The 16726-nt window shown below is 37.6% G+C and carries 18 protein-coding genes; 4 read left to right on the forward strand and 14 right to left on the reverse strand.

Annotation, left to right across the window (positions count from 1 at the left end; genetic code table 11):
- Positions 1-48 precede the first annotated feature (48 nt).
- The 3 genes from MB14_RS10465 to MB14_RS10475 are packed head-to-tail and all read right to left on the reverse strand — an operon-like array spanning position 49 to position 3375.
- Positions 49-615, reverse strand: a complete 567-nt coding sequence (locus MB14_RS10465; RefSeq protein ID WP_062591489.1) for a Maf family nucleotide pyrophosphatase — start codon at positions 613-615, stop codon at positions 49-51.
- Entirely contained in the window at positions 581-1879 is a 1299-nt protein-coding gene (locus tag MB14_RS10470) for a DUF1015 domain-containing protein (RefSeq protein WP_062302745.1), read from the reverse strand. Before MB14_RS10470 ends, MB14_RS10465 begins: the two co-directional genes overlap by 35 nt.
- 5 nt (positions 1880-1884) lie before the next feature.
- Positions 1885-3375 carry an acetyl-CoA carboxylase biotin carboxylase subunit gene (locus MB14_RS10475; RefSeq protein WP_062592703.1) on the reverse strand — a complete coding sequence of 497 codons (1491 nt, stop codon included), beginning with the start codon at positions 3373-3375 and terminating at the stop codon, positions 1885-1887.
- Positions 3376-3540: 165 nt separating this feature from the next.
- Here MB14_RS10475 and MB14_RS10480 point away from each other — a divergent pair, with 165 nt between their 5' ends.
- On the forward strand, positions 3541-4791 hold the full coding sequence (locus MB14_RS10480) for an aminotransferase class I/II-fold pyridoxal phosphate-dependent enzyme (RefSeq protein ID WP_062591490.1): 1251 nt from the start codon (positions 3541-3543) through the stop codon (positions 4789-4791).
- A gap of 98 nt (positions 4792-4889) precedes the next feature.
- The gene (locus MB14_RS10485) at positions 4890-5066 is read left to right on the forward strand and encodes a BF3379 family histone-like protein (protein ID WP_053224355.1); all 177 of its coding nucleotides are present in this window, start codon (positions 4890-4892) and stop codon (positions 5064-5066) included.
- A gap of 73 nt (positions 5067-5139) precedes the next feature.
- Here MB14_RS10485 and dapA read toward each other — a convergent pair whose 3' ends face one another.
- The 8 genes from dapA to MB14_RS10525 all read right to left on the reverse strand — a co-directional run bounded on the left by dapA (position 5140) and on the right by MB14_RS10525 (position 11884).
- On the reverse strand, positions 5140-6000 hold the full coding sequence (dapA, locus tag MB14_RS10490; RefSeq protein ID WP_062591491.1) for a 4-hydroxy-tetrahydrodipicolinate synthase: 861 nt from the start codon (positions 5998-6000) through the stop codon (positions 5140-5142).
- Between the two features lie 5 nt (positions 6001-6005).
- Positions 6006-6500, reverse strand: coding sequence for a DUF6913 domain-containing protein (locus MB14_RS10495; RefSeq protein ID WP_062591492.1), 495 nt, complete (start codon positions 6498-6500; stop codon positions 6006-6008).
- Positions 6500-8554: an NAD-dependent DNA ligase LigA gene (ligA, locus tag MB14_RS10500; RefSeq protein ID WP_062592705.1), complete on the reverse strand. Its 2055-nt coding sequence runs from the start codon at positions 8552-8554 to the stop codon at positions 6500-6502. The genes MB14_RS10495 and ligA overlap by 1 nt, the downstream gene beginning before the upstream one ends.
- Before the next feature lie 17 nt (positions 8555-8571).
- Positions 8572-8769, reverse strand: a complete 198-nt coding sequence (xseB, locus tag MB14_RS10505) for an exodeoxyribonuclease VII small subunit (RefSeq protein ID WP_053224352.1) — start codon at positions 8767-8769, stop codon at positions 8572-8574.
- A complete protein-coding gene (gene xseA / locus MB14_RS10510) occupies positions 8762-10066 on the reverse strand; it encodes an exodeoxyribonuclease VII large subunit (RefSeq protein WP_062591493.1) in 1305 nt (434 codons plus the stop codon). Before xseA ends, xseB begins: the two co-directional genes overlap by 8 nt.
- 94 nt (positions 10067-10160) lie before the next feature.
- Positions 10161-10649 (reverse strand): hypothetical protein, encoded by a 489-nt coding sequence (locus tag MB14_RS10515; protein ID WP_062591494.1) that lies wholly within the window; start codon positions 10647-10649, stop codon positions 10161-10163.
- 10 nt (positions 10650-10659) lie between these two features.
- A complete protein-coding gene (locus MB14_RS10520; protein WP_132644014.1) occupies positions 10660-11331 on the reverse strand; it encodes a hypothetical protein in 672 nt (223 codons plus the stop codon).
- A 13-nt stretch (positions 11332-11344) separates the two neighbouring features.
- On the reverse strand, positions 11345-11884 hold the full coding sequence (locus MB14_RS10525) for an RNA polymerase sigma factor (RefSeq protein ID WP_062591496.1): 540 nt from the start codon (positions 11882-11884) through the stop codon (positions 11345-11347).
- A 160-nt stretch (positions 11885-12044) separates the two neighbouring features.
- On the opposite strand from MB14_RS10525, the gene MB14_RS10530 reads away from it, so the two are divergent.
- Together MB14_RS10530 and MB14_RS10535 are read left to right on the forward strand one after the other, a co-directional pair.
- Complete coding sequence (locus MB14_RS10530; RefSeq protein ID WP_062591497.1) at positions 12045-12506, forward strand: MarR family winged helix-turn-helix transcriptional regulator; 462 nt, start codon at positions 12045-12047, stop codon at positions 12504-12506.
- Positions 12507-12622: 116 nt separating this feature from the next.
- Positions 12623-13030, forward strand: a complete 408-nt coding sequence (locus tag MB14_RS10535; protein ID WP_062591498.1) for a heme-binding domain-containing protein — start codon at positions 12623-12625, stop codon at positions 13028-13030.
- A 77-nt stretch (positions 13031-13107) separates the two neighbouring features.
- Here MB14_RS10535 and MB14_RS10540 read toward each other — a convergent pair whose 3' ends face one another.
- From MB14_RS10540 to MB14_RS10550, 3 genes are all read right to left on the reverse strand, one after another.
- On the reverse strand, positions 13108-14031 hold the full coding sequence (locus MB14_RS10540) for a universal stress protein (RefSeq protein ID WP_062591499.1): 924 nt from the start codon (positions 14029-14031) through the stop codon (positions 13108-13110).
- Positions 14032-14136: 105 nt separating this feature from the next.
- The gene (locus MB14_RS10545; protein WP_062591500.1) at positions 14137-15222 is read right to left on the reverse strand and encodes an aminotransferase class V-fold PLP-dependent enzyme; all 1086 of its coding nucleotides are present in this window, start codon (positions 15220-15222) and stop codon (positions 14137-14139) included.
- Positions 15215-16402: an MFS transporter gene (locus MB14_RS10550; protein ID WP_260310691.1), complete on the reverse strand. Its 1188-nt coding sequence runs from the start codon at positions 16400-16402 to the stop codon at positions 15215-15217. The genes MB14_RS10545 and MB14_RS10550 overlap by 8 nt, the downstream gene beginning before the upstream one ends.
- Between the last annotated feature and the right edge of the window lie 324 nt (positions 16403-16726).

Raw genomic sequence — 16726 nt, forward strand, 5'->3', positions numbered from 1 at the left:
CTAGTTACTAAAGTTCAGAATTGATTTCAATGAGAAATGAAGGGAAGATTAAAAACTTAGAAGCTCTTTATATAGCTTGTGCAAGGGCAGGCCCATCACATTGTAAAAATCACCTTCAATTTTCTCGATTCCCACCATGCCAATCCATTCTTGGATTCCGTAGGCACCCGCCTTGTCGAAAGGCTTGTATTTTTTGATATAATGCTCGATTTCAGCTTTTTCTAGCTTTCGAAAAGTGACTTTGGTAGTTTCTGAAAAGCTTCTTTTTTTATTGGAAGAACGAAGGCAAACGCCTGTGATTACCTGATGCGTTTTGCCTGAAAGCGACTGAATCATTTCAAACGCTTTCTGTGCATTTTCGGCTTTATTTAAAATTTGGTCTTCATTCAAAACCGTAGTGTCGGAAGTAATGACTAATTCGTTTTCTTTTAAATTCTCAAAAGCATCAGATTTTTTAACTGCTAAATACTCAGCTACTTCGTTTACGGGTATTGATAGAGGAAAAGACTCGTCCACCTCTTTTGTTCTGATTTCAAAATCCACTTCCAAAGATCGAAGCAGTTCTTGTCTTCGAGGCGATTTAGAAGCCAATATCAAATGGTAGGGTAAATTCATCTTCTTTAATTGATCCGAATAAATAACCACTAATTACTTTAGGGTAGAAATAGGTCGATTTTTGGGGTAGGGTATATCCTGAGTGGCAAACGTTTTTCACATCTTCCATGCTGATATCTTGAGTGATAATGGCAAAATCTACTTCCCCAGTAATGGTTTTTTCTAAACAGTTTGAGAAGTTTCTTTCAAAGGAAATATGCTCAGAACTACGTTGGTCTTTTCCTAAAATACCCAATGCTTTTTCTATAATAAAATAGTGCATTACGGTTAAGTCCAAATCTTTAACTACCTGAGGGAAATTCCATTTGAGTTCAGTAATTCGTTCAGGCTTCAATCTTACTTTCACGGCTTCTTTTCCAAATAATAAACCAAAGGCCCATTTTTTACCTAAAATGATTTCATTTACATCATTTGGGTTGTCAAGTGGTTTAATAATAAAGTCTTCAGAAAGCGTATTGAGCAGATCTTCTTTGTTGAAGTTTTTTAAGCCAGAGAGTAACCTGTGGGTAGGTAGGATTCTTAAATCATCGGCTTCTGCATTGGTCAGGTACATCAAATGAAAATTGTAAGCCTCATTACCAGTGTGGTTAGGATTTTGAGCCTTCATTCGCTGTTTATAGAGCAAAGAGCCTTCGTATCTATGATGACCATCGGCTAAAATCACTTGCTGATCTTTCAGTTTAGCCACAAACTTTTTGATGACTTCAAAATCATGAATTACACTCAAAACATCACGAACACCCTGATAATCTTCCCTATCATAAATGGGGTTTTTCATGCTTTCGTCCATGTATTGCTCAAGGCTAAATTCAGGGTCGAAATAAAGCCCATGCGTTGGACTCACATTCATTTGGCTTTGTGCTAAAATATCTATTCTGTCGTTTACAGAATGCGGCATTGTGTTCTCATGGCGAAGCACATCAGAATCTACACTGTTCCAATCTGTGGCTTCTATAAAGCAAATAAAGCCCTTTCTAATATATGTTCGTCTACTGCCGGGTAGTGTAAAATGTTGGTAATAAACGTAAATGCCCGGAATTTGATCTTGATTGATAATGCCTTCTGCCTTCCATTCTTCTACTGTCCTCTTCTGCGTTTCGATATCTCTAGGAACGCTGATGTGGATGCTGTTATATGGATTGTTATAAAGTGCCTCTCGTTGTTTTTTTGAAACGACATCAAAAAGGGGAGAAGCTAAATCTTCAATTTTATTTGATAATTCACGGTTATATCGCCAAGCGCGAAAGGGTTTTATTCTTGCCATAATGTTTAGTCGCGTACTCTTAGCTTCCAGTTACTGGAGGTAGTGTTACTCTTTAACTTGAGACTATTGTTACTTTTTTCTTCACTGATTAAAGCAGCAAGTACCAAAGCAATGTCGTGATGCTCGGGGTTTACTTCTTGAAGCAATTCAGGTTTGTAATATGTTTCTACAAACTTGGTGTCGAATTTACCTGAAGTAAAGGCTTCGTGCTTAATGGCGAATTCGCAGAAGTTAAGCGTAGTTTTAAAGCCTGTTATTTCATATTCCTGAATAGCTTTTACCATTCTTTCAATGGCTTCAGTTCGGTCTTTTCCTGAGGCAATAAGCTTGGCTATCATTGGGTCGTAATAGATAGGAATATCCATTCCCTCTTCAAAACCGTCATCTACTCTGATCCCTGGCCCCTCAGGTCGATTGTAGGTGCTTAAATATCCAATATCTGGTAGGAAATTATTGGTTGGGTCTTCAGCATAAACCCTTACTTCCAATGAATGTCCTTTTATTTTAAGGTCTTCTTGTTTAAAGCTTAATGGATGACCTTCGGCAATTAAAATCTGTTCCTTTACTAAGTCTACACCGGTAATTTCTTCGGTAACGGGGTGTTCTACTTGTAAACGTGTATTCATTTCTAAAAAGAAGAAATCTAAATTTTCGTCTACAATAAACTCTACCGTACCTGCACTGTAGTAGTCGCAAGACTTGGCAACTCCCAATGCAGCTTCGCCCATGGCTTTACGTTTTTCTGGAGTAAGTATAGCAGAGGGAGCTTCTTCAATTACTTTTTGATGTCTTCTTTGAATAGAACATTCGCGTTCGAAAAGGTAAACTAAGTTTCCATGTTTATCGCCCAATACCTGAATTTCGATATGACGTGGAGAGGTGATGAATTTTTCAACGAAAACAGCGCCATTACCAAAAGCAGATTGTGCTTCGCTAATGGCACGTTTCATTTGCTCTTCCAGTTCTTCAGGATTTTCGACAACCCTCATTCCTTTACCGCCACCACCAGCACTGGCTTTAATTAGAACTGGGTAACCTACTTGCTCAGCAATTTTTCTTGCCTCTTCTGGATCTGTAACGGCATGATTTACTCCTGGTACCATAGGAACATTATAGCCCGATACAGCCTCTTTGGCAGAGAGCTTATCGCCCATAATTTCAATGGCTTTTGTAGATGGGCCAATAAAAATGATACCGTTTTCTTCTATCTTTTTTGCAAAGTCAGCATTTTCAGAGAGGAATCCATAGCCAGGATGCACGGCATCAACTGCTAAATCTTTACAAATTTCGATAATCTTGTCAGTCATTAAATAAGACTGTGCGGAAGGAGGAGGACCAACGTTAACGGCTTCGTCTGCATAGCGCACATGTGGCGAATGGCGGTCTGCATCGCTATATATGGCTACGGTTTTGATTCCCATTTCGCGGGCTGTTTTCATTACCCTGATAGCAATTTCACCGCGGTTGGCTACTAAAATTTTCTTTATTTTCCTGATTTCCATTCCCTTCAAAATTTTGCTTACAATGCTAATTAATTATCTGCTAAAATCTAAGTTTGGGCTTGTGATATATACCTGCGGTTTTTTGATAAATGGCGTTTATAGTGTTACATTTGCAGCCTTATTTGTTACTTAGGTTAATCAACTTAAAGTCTAAAGGAATTGGATCTATTTGAAAAATTACTTGCTGATAACGGCCCATTAGGGAAACATTCAGAGATATCAGAAGGGTACTTTACGTTCCCTAAATTAGAAGGTGAAATTGCTCCACGAATGAAGTTTATGGGCAAAGAAGTCCTTACTTGGAGTTTAAATAACTATTTGGGTTTGGGTAACCTGCCAGAAGTTAGAGAGGCAGATGCTAAAGCTGCTGCCGATTGGGGCTTAGCTTATCCTATGGGAGCTAGAATGATGTCTGGAAATACAGACTATCATGAAGAATTAGAGCAGGGCTTGGCCTCATTTGTGGGCAAAGAATCTGGATACTTATTGAATTACGGATATCAAGGCGTACTTTCTATTATAGATGCTTTGGTTGATCGTAAGGATGTAATTGTTTATGATGGCGAATCGCATGCTTGTATTATTGATGGCGTAAGATTGCACATGGGTAAACGCTTTGTGTACCCACATAACGATATTGAAAACCTTGAAAAGCAGCTTGAAAGAGCTACTCGTTTGACTAAAGAAACGGGAGGTGGGATTTTAGTGATTACCGAAGGTGTATTTGGGATGACTGGTAACCTGGGTTCATTAAACGAGATTGCTGCCTTAAAATCTAAATTCAACTTCAGACTTTTTGTAGATGATGCTCATGGTTTTGGTACTATGGGAGCTACTGGTGCTGGTACCCACGAGCACTTGAATTGTGTTGATGAAGTTGATTTGTATTTCTCAACCTTTGCTAAATCAATGGCCGCTGTTGGGGCTTTTGTAGCAGGAGATAAGCGAATTATCCATTACCTTAAATACAATATGAGGTCTCAGATTTTCGCGAAAGCATTACCAATGCCATTTGTGATTGGTGGTCTTAAAAGATTAGAGATCATAAAAACTCAGCCTCAGCATAAGGAAAACCTTTGGAAAATTGTAAACGCACTTCAAGGTGGGTTACAAGCAAAAGGTTTTAGTATTGGAACCACCAAATCGAGTGTAACTCCGGTGGTACTGAACGGAACCGTTGGTGAGGCAGCAACCTTAAGTAAGGATTTAAGGGAGAATTTTAATATTTTCTGTTCTGTTGTGATATACCCAGTAGTGCCAAAAGGAATGATCATTTTAAGACTAATTCCAACAGCGTCTCACAGTATGGAAGATGTAAACGAAACTATTGCTGCATTTGAGGCAATTAAGGGTAAGTTAACGAGCGGTGAGTACAAAAATGCCGAGTTAGCCGCTGCCTTTGGGGAGTAATGTTAAAAAAAAGTGCCCTGACTGTTGCAAATAGAGTATTTTGATTTAAATTGCTATCCAAACAAACATTTTTCAACAACCTTAAAAGCACAAATAATATGAGCAGATTTAGCGAAGTAAAAAACTTAATTGACTCTTTAGAGGGTGATTTCGAAAAGTTCTACGACAAGAAAAATCAAGCTGCGGGTACTAGAGTTAGAAAAGGAATGCAAGACCTTAAGAACTTAGCTCAAGAAATTCGAATTGATGTTCAAAACATTAAGAACCAAGGATAATTATTACATCCTTTGAAAAATAAAAGAGAGGCTAATCGTTAGATTGGCCTCTCTTTTTTTGTGCTATAATTACTTATAATAAAGCCTTAATCTTTGTTTTAAGTTCTTCTGAGGCTGGTAATAGAGGCATTCGTACATAGTTTTTACATACGCCTAATTCTTCTAAAACTTGCTTTATTCCTACCGGGTTGCTTTCTACATACATCAAAGGATTGATGTCGATTAACTCAAAAGTGGCTTCTGAAGATGCTTTAAAATCGGCAGAAAATGCTGCTTTTGTTATTCTCTTAAAGGTTTCTGGGAAGGCATTTGCAAGTACAGAAATGACACCAACTGCCCCAGTCGCCATCATTGGAGTTGTCAATAAATCGTCACCAGAAATCAGTAGAAATCCTTCCGGAGCATCTTTCGAAATTGTCATACATTGGGTTAAATCTCCTGATGCCTCCTTAATGGCCACAATATTTTTGTGTTGAGCCAAACGTAATGTAGTGTTTGCTGATATATTTGACTGCGTTCTACCAGGTACGTTGTATAAAATTACAGGAACGGGAGATGCATCGGCAATCATTTTAAAGTGCTGATAAATCCCTTCTTGGCTTGGTTTGTTATAGTATGGACTAACGGATAGTATTGCGTCTACGCCATCTAAATCAGCTGATTTAATATTGTCTAAAACAGACTGAGTGTTGTTTCCTCCAATACCATATACAATGGGTAAACCAGCTTTATTGTTCTTCTTTACAAACGAGAGAATCTCAGCTTTTTCCGCTGCAGTCGTAGTGGCTGATTCTCCCGTTGTACCTTGTACTACGTAATAATCAACCCCTATAGCGGTGTGTTCTAAGAGCTTTAATAGCCCATCAAAATCAATTGTTAAATCTTCTTTAAAAGGTGTAACTAGTGCTACACCTGTACCTTTTAATATTTCCATTTTCTTTACTTCAATGCGTTTACATAAATAAGCATTTGGTCTGATAAGTTCTTCAAACCAGCACTTTTATTGATTTTAATCATCAAGTCATAAATACCTTCACCTTCATCTGAATGGCAGCCCACTTTCCAGTTGGCCCTTGATTTAGTAAGCAAGGGTTTAATAGACGAGTTAATATCGAAATCAAGATGAAATAAGTAGTCAAAAGGTTTTTCCATAAAAGAAAGAACGATTTCGGACTGTATCTTTCCAAATAAATTGAAATCTGCTCGGCTAAAGGTTGGGTTTTCAGTTGCAGGTTGAACTTTTTTGATGGGGTTGAAGCACAAAAAATCAATGGACTTATCTAAACCTAATGAATTAGCGAACTCTTGAATAGATTTTTCCTTTTGACTGTCTTCCCAAGAATAAAGTAATCCTATATGTTTCGACTCAGAAAAAAGCTTAAAGCCTTCTTGGGTAATGCTATTTACGGTTGATGATTTTGTGAATAATGACATCAATTATTGATCATTTGAATGAATTCTTCTTCCGAAATTATTTTAATTCCGAGGGTGGTAGCTTTCTCTAATTTGGATGGCCCCATTTTGTCACCAGCCACTAAGAAGTCTAATTTTTTACTGATGGAGGAAATTACTTTACCTCCATTGGCCTTAATTTTTTCTTGAAGCTCATCTCTGGAAAACTGGGTAAATACTCCAGAAATAACGAAGGTTTTACCTTCAAAAATATTGCTTTCAGGAGCCAAAACATCAGATTGGTCTTTCTCGAGTTGAACTCCTGCTTCTTTTAGTTTTTGAATGATTCGGATATGCTCTTCATTCTGAAAAAACTCGATAACACTTTGGGCTATTCTGTCTCCAATTTCGTCTACGGCTACAAGGCTTTCAAAATTCGCTTTTGCCAAAGTTTCTATATTCTGAAAATGAGCGGCTAATTTTTCTGCAACAGTTTTGCCTACGTAACGAATTCCTAAGCCAAAAAGAACACGCTCAAATGGTACTTGCTTAGATGCTTCAATCGCCTTGATTATGTTTCCTGCAGATTTATTACGAAGACTTCTTACGGTATATTCACCTTTTTTATCAGAATAAATACGGAATTCAAGACCATTTAACTGATCAAAAGTCAGGCTGTACAAATCAGCGTAGTTACTGATTAAATTATTCTGAAGTAATCCTCTTATGGTTTCAGGGCCAAGTGAGTCGATATCAACAGCTTTGCGCTGAATAAAATGTTCAATTCTTCCCAATACTTGCGGAGGACAGGCATCGGCATTTGGGCAATAATGATTGGCTTCTCCTTCTTGCCTAACCAATGGTGTACTACATTCAGGACATTCCGTAATGTACGTAATTGGTTCACTATCAGGTTTTCTCAAGGCGAGATTAACAGCAGTTACTTTCGGGATTATTTCACCACCTTTTTCTACAAAAACAGTGTCTCCTATGCGTAAATCTAGTCTTTCAATTTGATCAGCATTATGAAGTGAAGCTCTTTTTACCGTTGTGCCGGCTAAAAGTACCGGACTCAAATTGGCCACAGGTGTAACAGAACCTGTTCTTCCTACTTGATAGGAAATACTTTCTAAAACAGTGGCAGCACTTTCTGCTTTATATTTATATGAAATGGCCCAACGTGGGCTCTTTGCCGTGAACCCCAATTGGTCTTGCTGGTTAAGATCGTTGACCTTGATAACTATGCCATCGGTTTCTACAGGTAGCGTATGTCTTTTTTCTTCCCATTCGTGAATATAGGCGAGTACTTCTTGAATGGAATGACACTTTTTATAGGTAGGGGATACATTAAAGCCCCAACTTTCAACAGCTGCCATACATTCTGAATGCGTTTTATAGCCGAGATTTTCGCCTAATAAGTAGTAGAGAAAACAGTCTAATCTACGTTGAGCTACTACGGAAGAATCTTGCATTTTTAATGTTCCAGAAGCTGCGTTCCTAGGATTGGCCAATAAATCTAAACCAATGTCTTCACGCTCGGCATTTACACGCTGAAATTCTTTAATAGGAAAGAATGCTTCGCCACGCACTTCAAATTCTGCTGGTACCGCACCTTTTAATTTTAACGGAATAGAGCGAATTGTTTTAGCATTTGTAGTGATATCATCGCCTTGAGTACCGTCTCCTCTAGTAACCGCACGTTTTAATACGCCATTTTCATAAGTTAAGCTAAGTGCTACTCCGTCAAATTTTAGCTCGCAAAAATACTCATAGGTTTGGCCTTCTAAGCCTTTGGCTACTCGGTTATCAAACTCAATAAGATCTTCTTCAGAGTATGTGTTTCCCAAAGAGAGCATTGGGTATTTATGAACTACGGAATCAAATTCTTTGGTGATTGTGCCGCCAACACGTTGAGTAGGGGAGTCTTCGGTCTTGAATTGAGGGAACTGGGCCTCTAGGGCAGCAAGCTTGACCAAAAGTTGGTCAAAATCGAAATCTGAAATTTCAGAAGTGCTTTTTTGGTAATACAAATCACTATGGTAGTTGATTTGGTCTGTCAGTTGTTTGATCTGTTCTTGAGCTTGATCGGGTGTCATGGGTGTGTTTTTATAGATCATTCAAGGTTTTCTAAAGAATTGTTCAATTCCTCTTCTGTGTTTTTTAAGCGCGATTTACAGTCTTTTATCAGCTGTGTTGCTTCTTTTACTAAACTCGATAAATCATCAATGTCGGGCTGTTGATTTTCAATAATGTCTACAATTGTTTCAATTCTTTCTAACGATTCTTTATAGGTCAATTTCTTCTTACTCATTGTTGGCTGATTTTACCGTACTCTTAATTCTGTGTTTGGCAGTTATGGTTTCTAATTCTTCTCCAGTTTTTACTTCTTGTACTGAGGAGATAGGTTTTCCATTAATTAGTGTTATTGAATAACCTCGATTTAAAACCGATGCTGGGTCTAATAATTTGAGCTGTTTTTCCAACCCGTCCAATTTTTTTTCTGCTTCTTTTAGTCTTTGGTTTTTAGCTTTGGCTAAGGGTAATTCAAAGTTATCTACTTTCTTGTTTTCAACCCTAAAAAGATTTTGAACTGCGTAATTTAACCTTAATTGTTTTTGATCTAATATATTTTCAGACTGATGCATTATCGCTTTCATCGAAGCTTTTAAAGAATAACCTACATTCATTATTTCGTAAGCCGAAACCTGTATAAGGTGTTTCCCTGATTTCTCTAATCGGTAGGCCATCTCGTTTAGGTTATCGTCAAAGCGTTCTATTCCAGAAATAAGGAATTCAGCCACAGCGGTAGGAGTTTTCATTTGGGTATGAGCTACTAAATCGGCTATGGTTTCGTCTCGTTCATGGCCAATTCCAGTAATCACCGGTAGGGGAAATTGTGCAATATGAGAAGCCAATTCGTAGTCATCAAAACAATCTAGATCAACCTGAGATCCACCTCCTCGAATAATCACAACTAAATCAAATGCTTGTATTTCAGCATGAATTTGGTGTAAGGCTGAGATCATAGCGCTTGGGGCTTGATCGCCTTGCATTAACGATTGAAAGAGTTTTGTTTTGAAAGAATAGCCTCGTGTATTCTGTTCAATTTGATTCTTGAAATCACCATAACCAGCCGCAGATTCGGAACTGATGATTGCAATGCGCTGAGGAACGATAGGGAGTGTTAGTTCTTTGTTGATATCGAATATGCCTTCGTCTTGAAGCTTTTGAATTACTTCCTGACGTTTTCGGGCGCGCTCTCCTAGGGTAAAGTTCGGGTCAATGTCTTTAATATTCAGACTCATTCCGTACTGTTCGTGATACTGTACCTGAACATTGAGCAATACTTTTATTCCAGGTTGAAGAGAGGTTTTTGTGATGGATTCAAACCAGGCACTAAGATTTCGGTAGGTATAAGCCCAAATGTTTGCTCTGATTTTGCTGGTTACATATTGACCCTCTTTGTCTACCAACTCCATATAGCAATGGCCCTTTGGATTAAGTCTCATTTCGCTGATTTCAGCAATAACCCAATAGGAGGGTTCGAGATTTTTCTCGAGTTCTGATTTAATGAGGCTGGTTAACTCAAAAAGAGTGAGGTGAGTCATAACGCAAATTACATCAATGGCATTCTTGATCAAACGGGATTAAACAAAAAATCCTGCGTTAGCAGGATTTAAATTTTTCTGGGGTGTTATTGTTTTAGTTGCGATTACCACCTCGCTTAGGTTCTTCCTTATCATCGTGTTTCATACTGCGGTCAATTAGCGATCTTCTAAAATCACTTTCGAAGGAAATCATTCTCCAAATTTGTCTCGAGTTTAACACTTCGCTGAATTTTTTCATGTAGGTTTTTTCTACATCTAACTCCGCTTGTTTTTGGTCTAAATAAATATCTAAAAGGGTATTAGCATCCTCTTCTTTCATGTTTCTAGAGTCTTCTGACTTTGCGAAGATTTCTCTTTTCTTTTGGCTGTACACGTGCGACAGCTCAATTTTCTTACTATCATACTCTGTAAATATTGGCCAGAATAATTTTGCTTGATCTACGCTCAAGTCTAAACGATTGGTTAGGAATGCGATTTTCGCTTTCTGAATTTTTTCTCTGTCTTCTTGTGGGGGTCTGCCATTTTGAGCAAATGCCGTAAAGCAGAAGGTCAGTATGTATAATGTGAAAATAATTTTTTTCATGGTTATTACACTAGTAATCTAAATATTCAAAGTCGTAATCTAATTCTGGGTTTTCATTTAATGCGAAGCTATAGCTTGATGTTTCCTCCAGAATCATATTGTCAAGTATTGCATCTAAACCTTCAATAGATGAAAGGAGTTCATATTCGATTGCTTGGCGTTCTTCTAAATAGTTTATGATCGCCTCATCCGAAATCTCACTCAACAGTTCAGATTCACTTACTTCATTTTTTGGTATTGATAACAATGCTACCATTATAAGTACCACTGCAGCGGCCACTGATCTAAACCACGTAGTTTGGTACAGCGGAATAATTTTGGCTTCCGGTTTGACTTTTGAAAGAATCTCAGCATTGAGCTTCTCGAAATAATTTTCTGGTGTTGTAAAAGCATTTCCCTTAAGATGCTCATTACCAAGAATCCCTTCCTCTTTAGTAATACTAGTAGCTGAAATTATTTTTTCATTTAGTTTGTCGAAGTAGCCATCGGGAACATTGAAAACACCCTTCTTAAGCTGTTCCTTCTTAAGAAATCTATTTTCTTCGGCACTAACTTCTAGATGAGTTTTTTCCTTCAGACTGTCAAAATACCCCTCTGGGACTCCAAAAATATTGTTTTTGAGCTGAGGGTCTTTAAGTTTTTTATATGGAGTTTCGTCCGACATCGATGCTTTGATTCTCAAAGGGTTATAAGGTTTAATCTTGAGCTAAATACTCCTCTATTTTTTTAACAGCTAAATGGTAATTTGCTTTGAGCCCACCCACACTTGTGCCAATAATTTCTGAAATTTCTTCATACTTCATATCGTCAAAGTATTTCATATTGAATACTAACTTTTGCTTTTCGGGTAAGGTTAAAATTGCCTTTTGAAGTTTGACTTGAATTTCATCCCCATCAATATATGAGCCGCTTGTAAGTTTGTTTTCTAAATCATGATTGACATCGTCAATTGACCAAGCTTGTTTTCTTTGCCTTTTCTTTAAAAAAGTTAGGGCTTCATTTGTGGCTATTCTATAAATCCAAGTATATAATTGAGAAGCTTCTCTGAATCCATCAAGATTTTTAAAAACCTTAATGAACACCTCTTGTACTACATCATCAGTGTCATCATGGTCAATTAGAATTTTTCGAATATGCCAATAAATGCGTTGTTGGTACCTCTCTAGAAGTACATTAAAAGCTTTATTTCGTGTGGTTGGATTTTTAAAATCCTCTATGATTTGATGATCGTCCAAAAAGAATGTGTTGTTTAGACCGTTAGATGCTGTGCTTGCCTATTGGTTTAGCTGAAAGTTAATTGGTTTTAATCAAATTAAAAATTTTGAACCACTTAGGACTGTATGAGGTTTAATTTTCGTTCTTTATATTTAACATTGAGTACATAATTCATATGCTGTGGGGTTAGAAGAAGATATTAAACAGGGCCGGAAGTTTACGAATGAGTATGAAAAACTTATAGTAAACTTGATTTATACTAATTGTTGGATTTCAGAGCAACAGCTGCATATTTTTAAACCCTTCGGTATTTCTTCCGCACAGTATAATGTGTTAAGAATTTTGCGGGGTCATTATCCTAAACCTTGCACCATCAATACAATTATAGATCGAATGATTGATAGGATGTCTAACGCCTCTCGTATCGTAGATAGACTTGAGGCTAAGTCGCTCGTAAAGAGGGAGGTCAGTATGACTGATAGAAGAGCCAAGGATGTGCTCATTACTCAAAAAGGACTTGACTTACTCGATGAAGTGGAGACACAATCTAAGCAATGGATGGACGGGTTTAAGAAGATTAGTGAGGAAAGGGTAAAGGAAGTCAATATTTTACTAGATGAGCTGCGGTCTACTCAGGATTAGATAAAACGTAAATGCCAATGTTGTACCGTTGGTATGTATTATTCTACTGTCTAACAATTTCTAGTTTAAACCATTAGATGCTTTTATCATCTTACTTTAGTAAAATTATTTTAACTATGAAAAACCTTCTTAAAGCTAGCGCAGTACTTTTTGCTTTTCTTATCATTTCTGTTTCTTTTAAGAGCAAACCTGAAGCTCCATTAACACAAGCGATGAACGAGCAAGAAGGGATTACATTCCCGGAAAATATTCAGGAAATTATAGATGCGAAGTGTATGAATTGCCATAAGCCTGATGCTCGTAATGAAAAGGCGAAGGAAAAGCTTCAGTGGGAAAAGGTAGCGAAAATGAACAAGGAAGAACAATCTCACTTTATTGCTGAGATGTTCGAAGTATTGGAAGATGGTAAAATGCCTCCCGCAAGAACTGTAGAGCGTAACCCTGACATGAAATTGACAGATGATGAAACCAAGGCGTTATTGACTTGGATGGAAGCTGAAGAGAAAAGAATCAAAGGGAAGTAACTGAAATTTTAATTTCAGTACAAGAAAAAGCCTTTCACTCGTAAGAATGAAAGGCTTTTCTATGAAGTGCTTTTGGTCTAAATCTCTCTTATGAAATCCATTAAGCCTGAATTCTTTCCTTTAGGTCGTACAATCATCATAGGAATGTTGTTGTTGATTTGAATGAGTTGTTCAGCCCTACTTCCAATAAATAAAGCGGTAGTGGCGGTTCTTCCTTTAACACCTATAATAATTGTGGTTGGTTTATGCTCATTGGCAAAGTCTATGATATCATTCACCGGGTCGTCATTAGTATCTAATGAATAAACTACTTCAATATCACAACCTTCATGGTCAATGCCAGCCATGAATTTCTTGTAATCCCTTTCTGCATTTGCTCGCATTACTTCTGCAAACTCTTCGTAAGTTTTTCCAGAGTAATGGTATCCACCTGGTACGGTATATACATTTTGACAAATGATCTTTATATCATTGTCGTACTTTCTTGAAATACCAATTGCTTCCTCCATTGCAATTCTAGAATGCTCGGAGAAGTCGCAAGGCACGTGAATTAGGTTTAAATTAGAGCCAGAGTTTTCAGGGATAATGAAAAGTGCACAATCGGCTCTACGCGCTAGGCGATTAGATAAGATTCCACCACCAACAAAATCTTTATGGCGTCCCATCATGATTAAGTCGATATCGTTCTTTTCGACAAATTTTAGGATGGCCTTAGCTGGTGAACCTTCTTTAATATGTACCTCACTGATTCCAACGAGTTTTTCGGGAAGAGAAGAAGATACCAAGTCCTGGATCATTTTTCTTCTTTCCTCGATGGATTTAACCTTTATTTCAGGGAAGCTCTTTAAAACCTCCTCCGGAATTTTCATTTCGCTAATGCTATTAAAGAAATGAATTTCTTTGGTTTCGTGTGCGGTGGCAATTACCTCAATAAACTTGAGGAGCGTTTTGTCAACATCGCTGGTGTCCATCAACACCAAAATTTTCTCTCTTTTGGGCATAGTTATAATATAAACCTAAGGGCAAAATTAAAGATATAAAAGGTAGATATACCCATGAATATAGTCAAAATTTAAACAGATTCTAATACGTTTTTTTTGAGCGACTTAAAGCTTCATTCCATTTATAGTATCATAGAGCAATTCAATCAATTCTTTTGAATGTGTTGGGAACGAAGCGATTCTAATTTGTTTTCCTTTATAGTCGCCATAGCCATTTCCAACGACAAAACCCTTAGATGTAAGTTCATCAATCCACTCTTGAGATGGGGTAGATGTATTTGCCACTATTACCGTTTTAGATCTTAGTTTTTCATCTGTAACAAAATGATTAAAAGAAGGATGATCGGTAACCAATTTTTGTAAAAGCAACCCTTTATAGGCGCTTTCTCTTCTTATCATATCAATGCCTTTATTCAGCATGTCGGTAGTTACTTTCATCAACAAATAAATGTTGAGCACATTAATGGTGTAGGTAGTCTGAAACTTACTTCCGTTTTTAAGAAGGTTCGGTAGTGTTTGGTAAGTGCCTATTGAGTTTCCTTCGGCTTCCTTCTTTAAAGCTTTTTCAATACAACGGTTGTTCACAATCCATACGCCTAAACCTGCAGGCAGCCCAAAGCACTTTTGTACCGAAAAATAGGCGCTATCAATTTGTGTGAAATCAATGTCAATCACCGGAAATGCCGAAACGCCATCAACGGCAATAATGGCTTCGGGATGTGACTTTCTTACTTTATAGATTTCTTCTACAGGAAAAGTAACTCCAGTACTGGTTTCGTTTAGCGCAAAACTGATCAATTCGCTGTCTTGAGGAATATTGTCTGGGTTTACTTCGGGAATGGTTCCAAACTTGGATTCATTCTTAAAAGCTTGTTTGCCAAGATTTTTAGAAAACTCATAGAATCGGTTAGAGAAAGCGCCATTGCAGAAGTGATAAGATTTATCTACCACCAAATTTTGAATTTGTCGTTCCCAAATTTCTGTAGCTGAACTAAGAAAGAAGACGTGATAGTCTTCAGGAATATTCATCAAGCTCTTTACGTTTTCTATAGCATGTTGATAATAGGCGGCAGCTTGCTTGCTTCTATGATTCACCTCCATCACTTGCTCTTTAACGGCTTGCTTCAGGTGTTCTTCTACTGTGAAATAGAGGGCAGAGGGCCCTGGAGTAAAGAAAATTTTTCTAGCCATTGTGTTCTTCCTTTTTTAGCAACTCCAACTGTTGGTAATAGTGATTACGTACAAACAGAAAATAAAATGCTAACGGAAGCAAAAGTATTAAGCCGCAGATGAAAAACATCGTGTCGATGCCATAATATTCTGCAACATAACCTAGAGCTATTGAGCCTGCGCCAATTCCTAAGTCAACAGCAGAAAAGAAAGTTGCGTTTGCAGCGCCTCTTCTTTCAATAGGAACAATGTTTAAGGCCATGGTTTGAACAGTAGGCATAATCAATCCATTGCCCATACCTACTAAAACGCCACACATCATAAATGGCCAGAAAGTTTCTGTGTATTTGAGCCAAATCAATCCAATAATGGTAACCACCAAACCAATAACTACAATGCCCGTAGGGCCTTTTCTATCCATTACTTTGCCTACCAATAGTCTGGCTACAGCTACTCCAATGGCCATGAAAATGAAAAATAATGCGCCTTGTTTTAGACCAAGTTCATCACTGTAAATTCGGATAAAAGAAATGATGGCGGCATAGGGAAAAGCCCCCATGAACATTACTGCTGCAATACGATTTACACGGCCATCAAACATTTTTTTAATGCTAAGTTTCGTTTCTCCTGTTTTAATATTCGGTACTTTAATAATTAATGCGAGCACAAGCGAAGCAAAGCAAACAGCAAACGAAATATTAAAGAGGTTGGTGAAATTGCCTTGCCCCATAATCTGGTCGCCAGCGTAAGGTGCAAAAGCAATTGAGAAGGTCATAGCCAAACCGAAGTAGCCAATTCCTTCACCTCTTTTGCTTTCAGGAATAAGATCAGCCGCTATTGTGCTTCCACTAGTTGTAATCGTTCCCCAAGTAAAACCATGGAATACGCGGAGTATTAATAGAATAAAGAAAGTAGAGGATAAATGATAGAGCGCAAAGAGTATGGTGAAAATGGCCAAGGCCCAAAGATAAACCGATCGCCTTCCATAAGCATCTAACGCATAACCGCAAAATGGGCGAATGATTAATGCCGATAAAGCATATACTCCAATAATGTAGCCTACTTGATTTTTATTAGCTCCTAAAGCATCTACCGCATATACTGGTAGGGTAGGCAGCAGAAAATAGAAAGCTGTTGCCATTAAAAAATAGGAGATGAAATGAAGGACGAAATCCCTGGTTAAAATCTTATCGGTCTGCAAAAGCTAAATCTCTTTATGGATAATTGCCTTAAAGGCATTTGACAAAACAAAGAATAAATTATCACGAATGAAAACGGAAAGCTTCTCAAACGCATTTTTTATTGTTTGTTAGGGTATGACGTAAAATTAGAGGTTTGGGTAACAGCCAATAAAAAGGAATAGTTTTGTTTTTATGGAACAATTGGCTTCGTAGATTTGTATGTATATTCCCTAAGGGGCTCGGACACATTTTTGAACTTTACAAGTTAAACTAAAATTCCGGGTGATTCTCGCACAAAACAAGGCCTCACCTTGTTCCGTTTTTCGGTACAAGGCCTCGTTCGA

The organism is Roseivirga ehrenbergii, from assembly GCF_001593005.1.
GTDB classification, from domain to species: domain Bacteria; phylum Bacteroidota; class Bacteroidia; order Cytophagales; family Cyclobacteriaceae; genus Roseivirga; species Roseivirga ehrenbergii.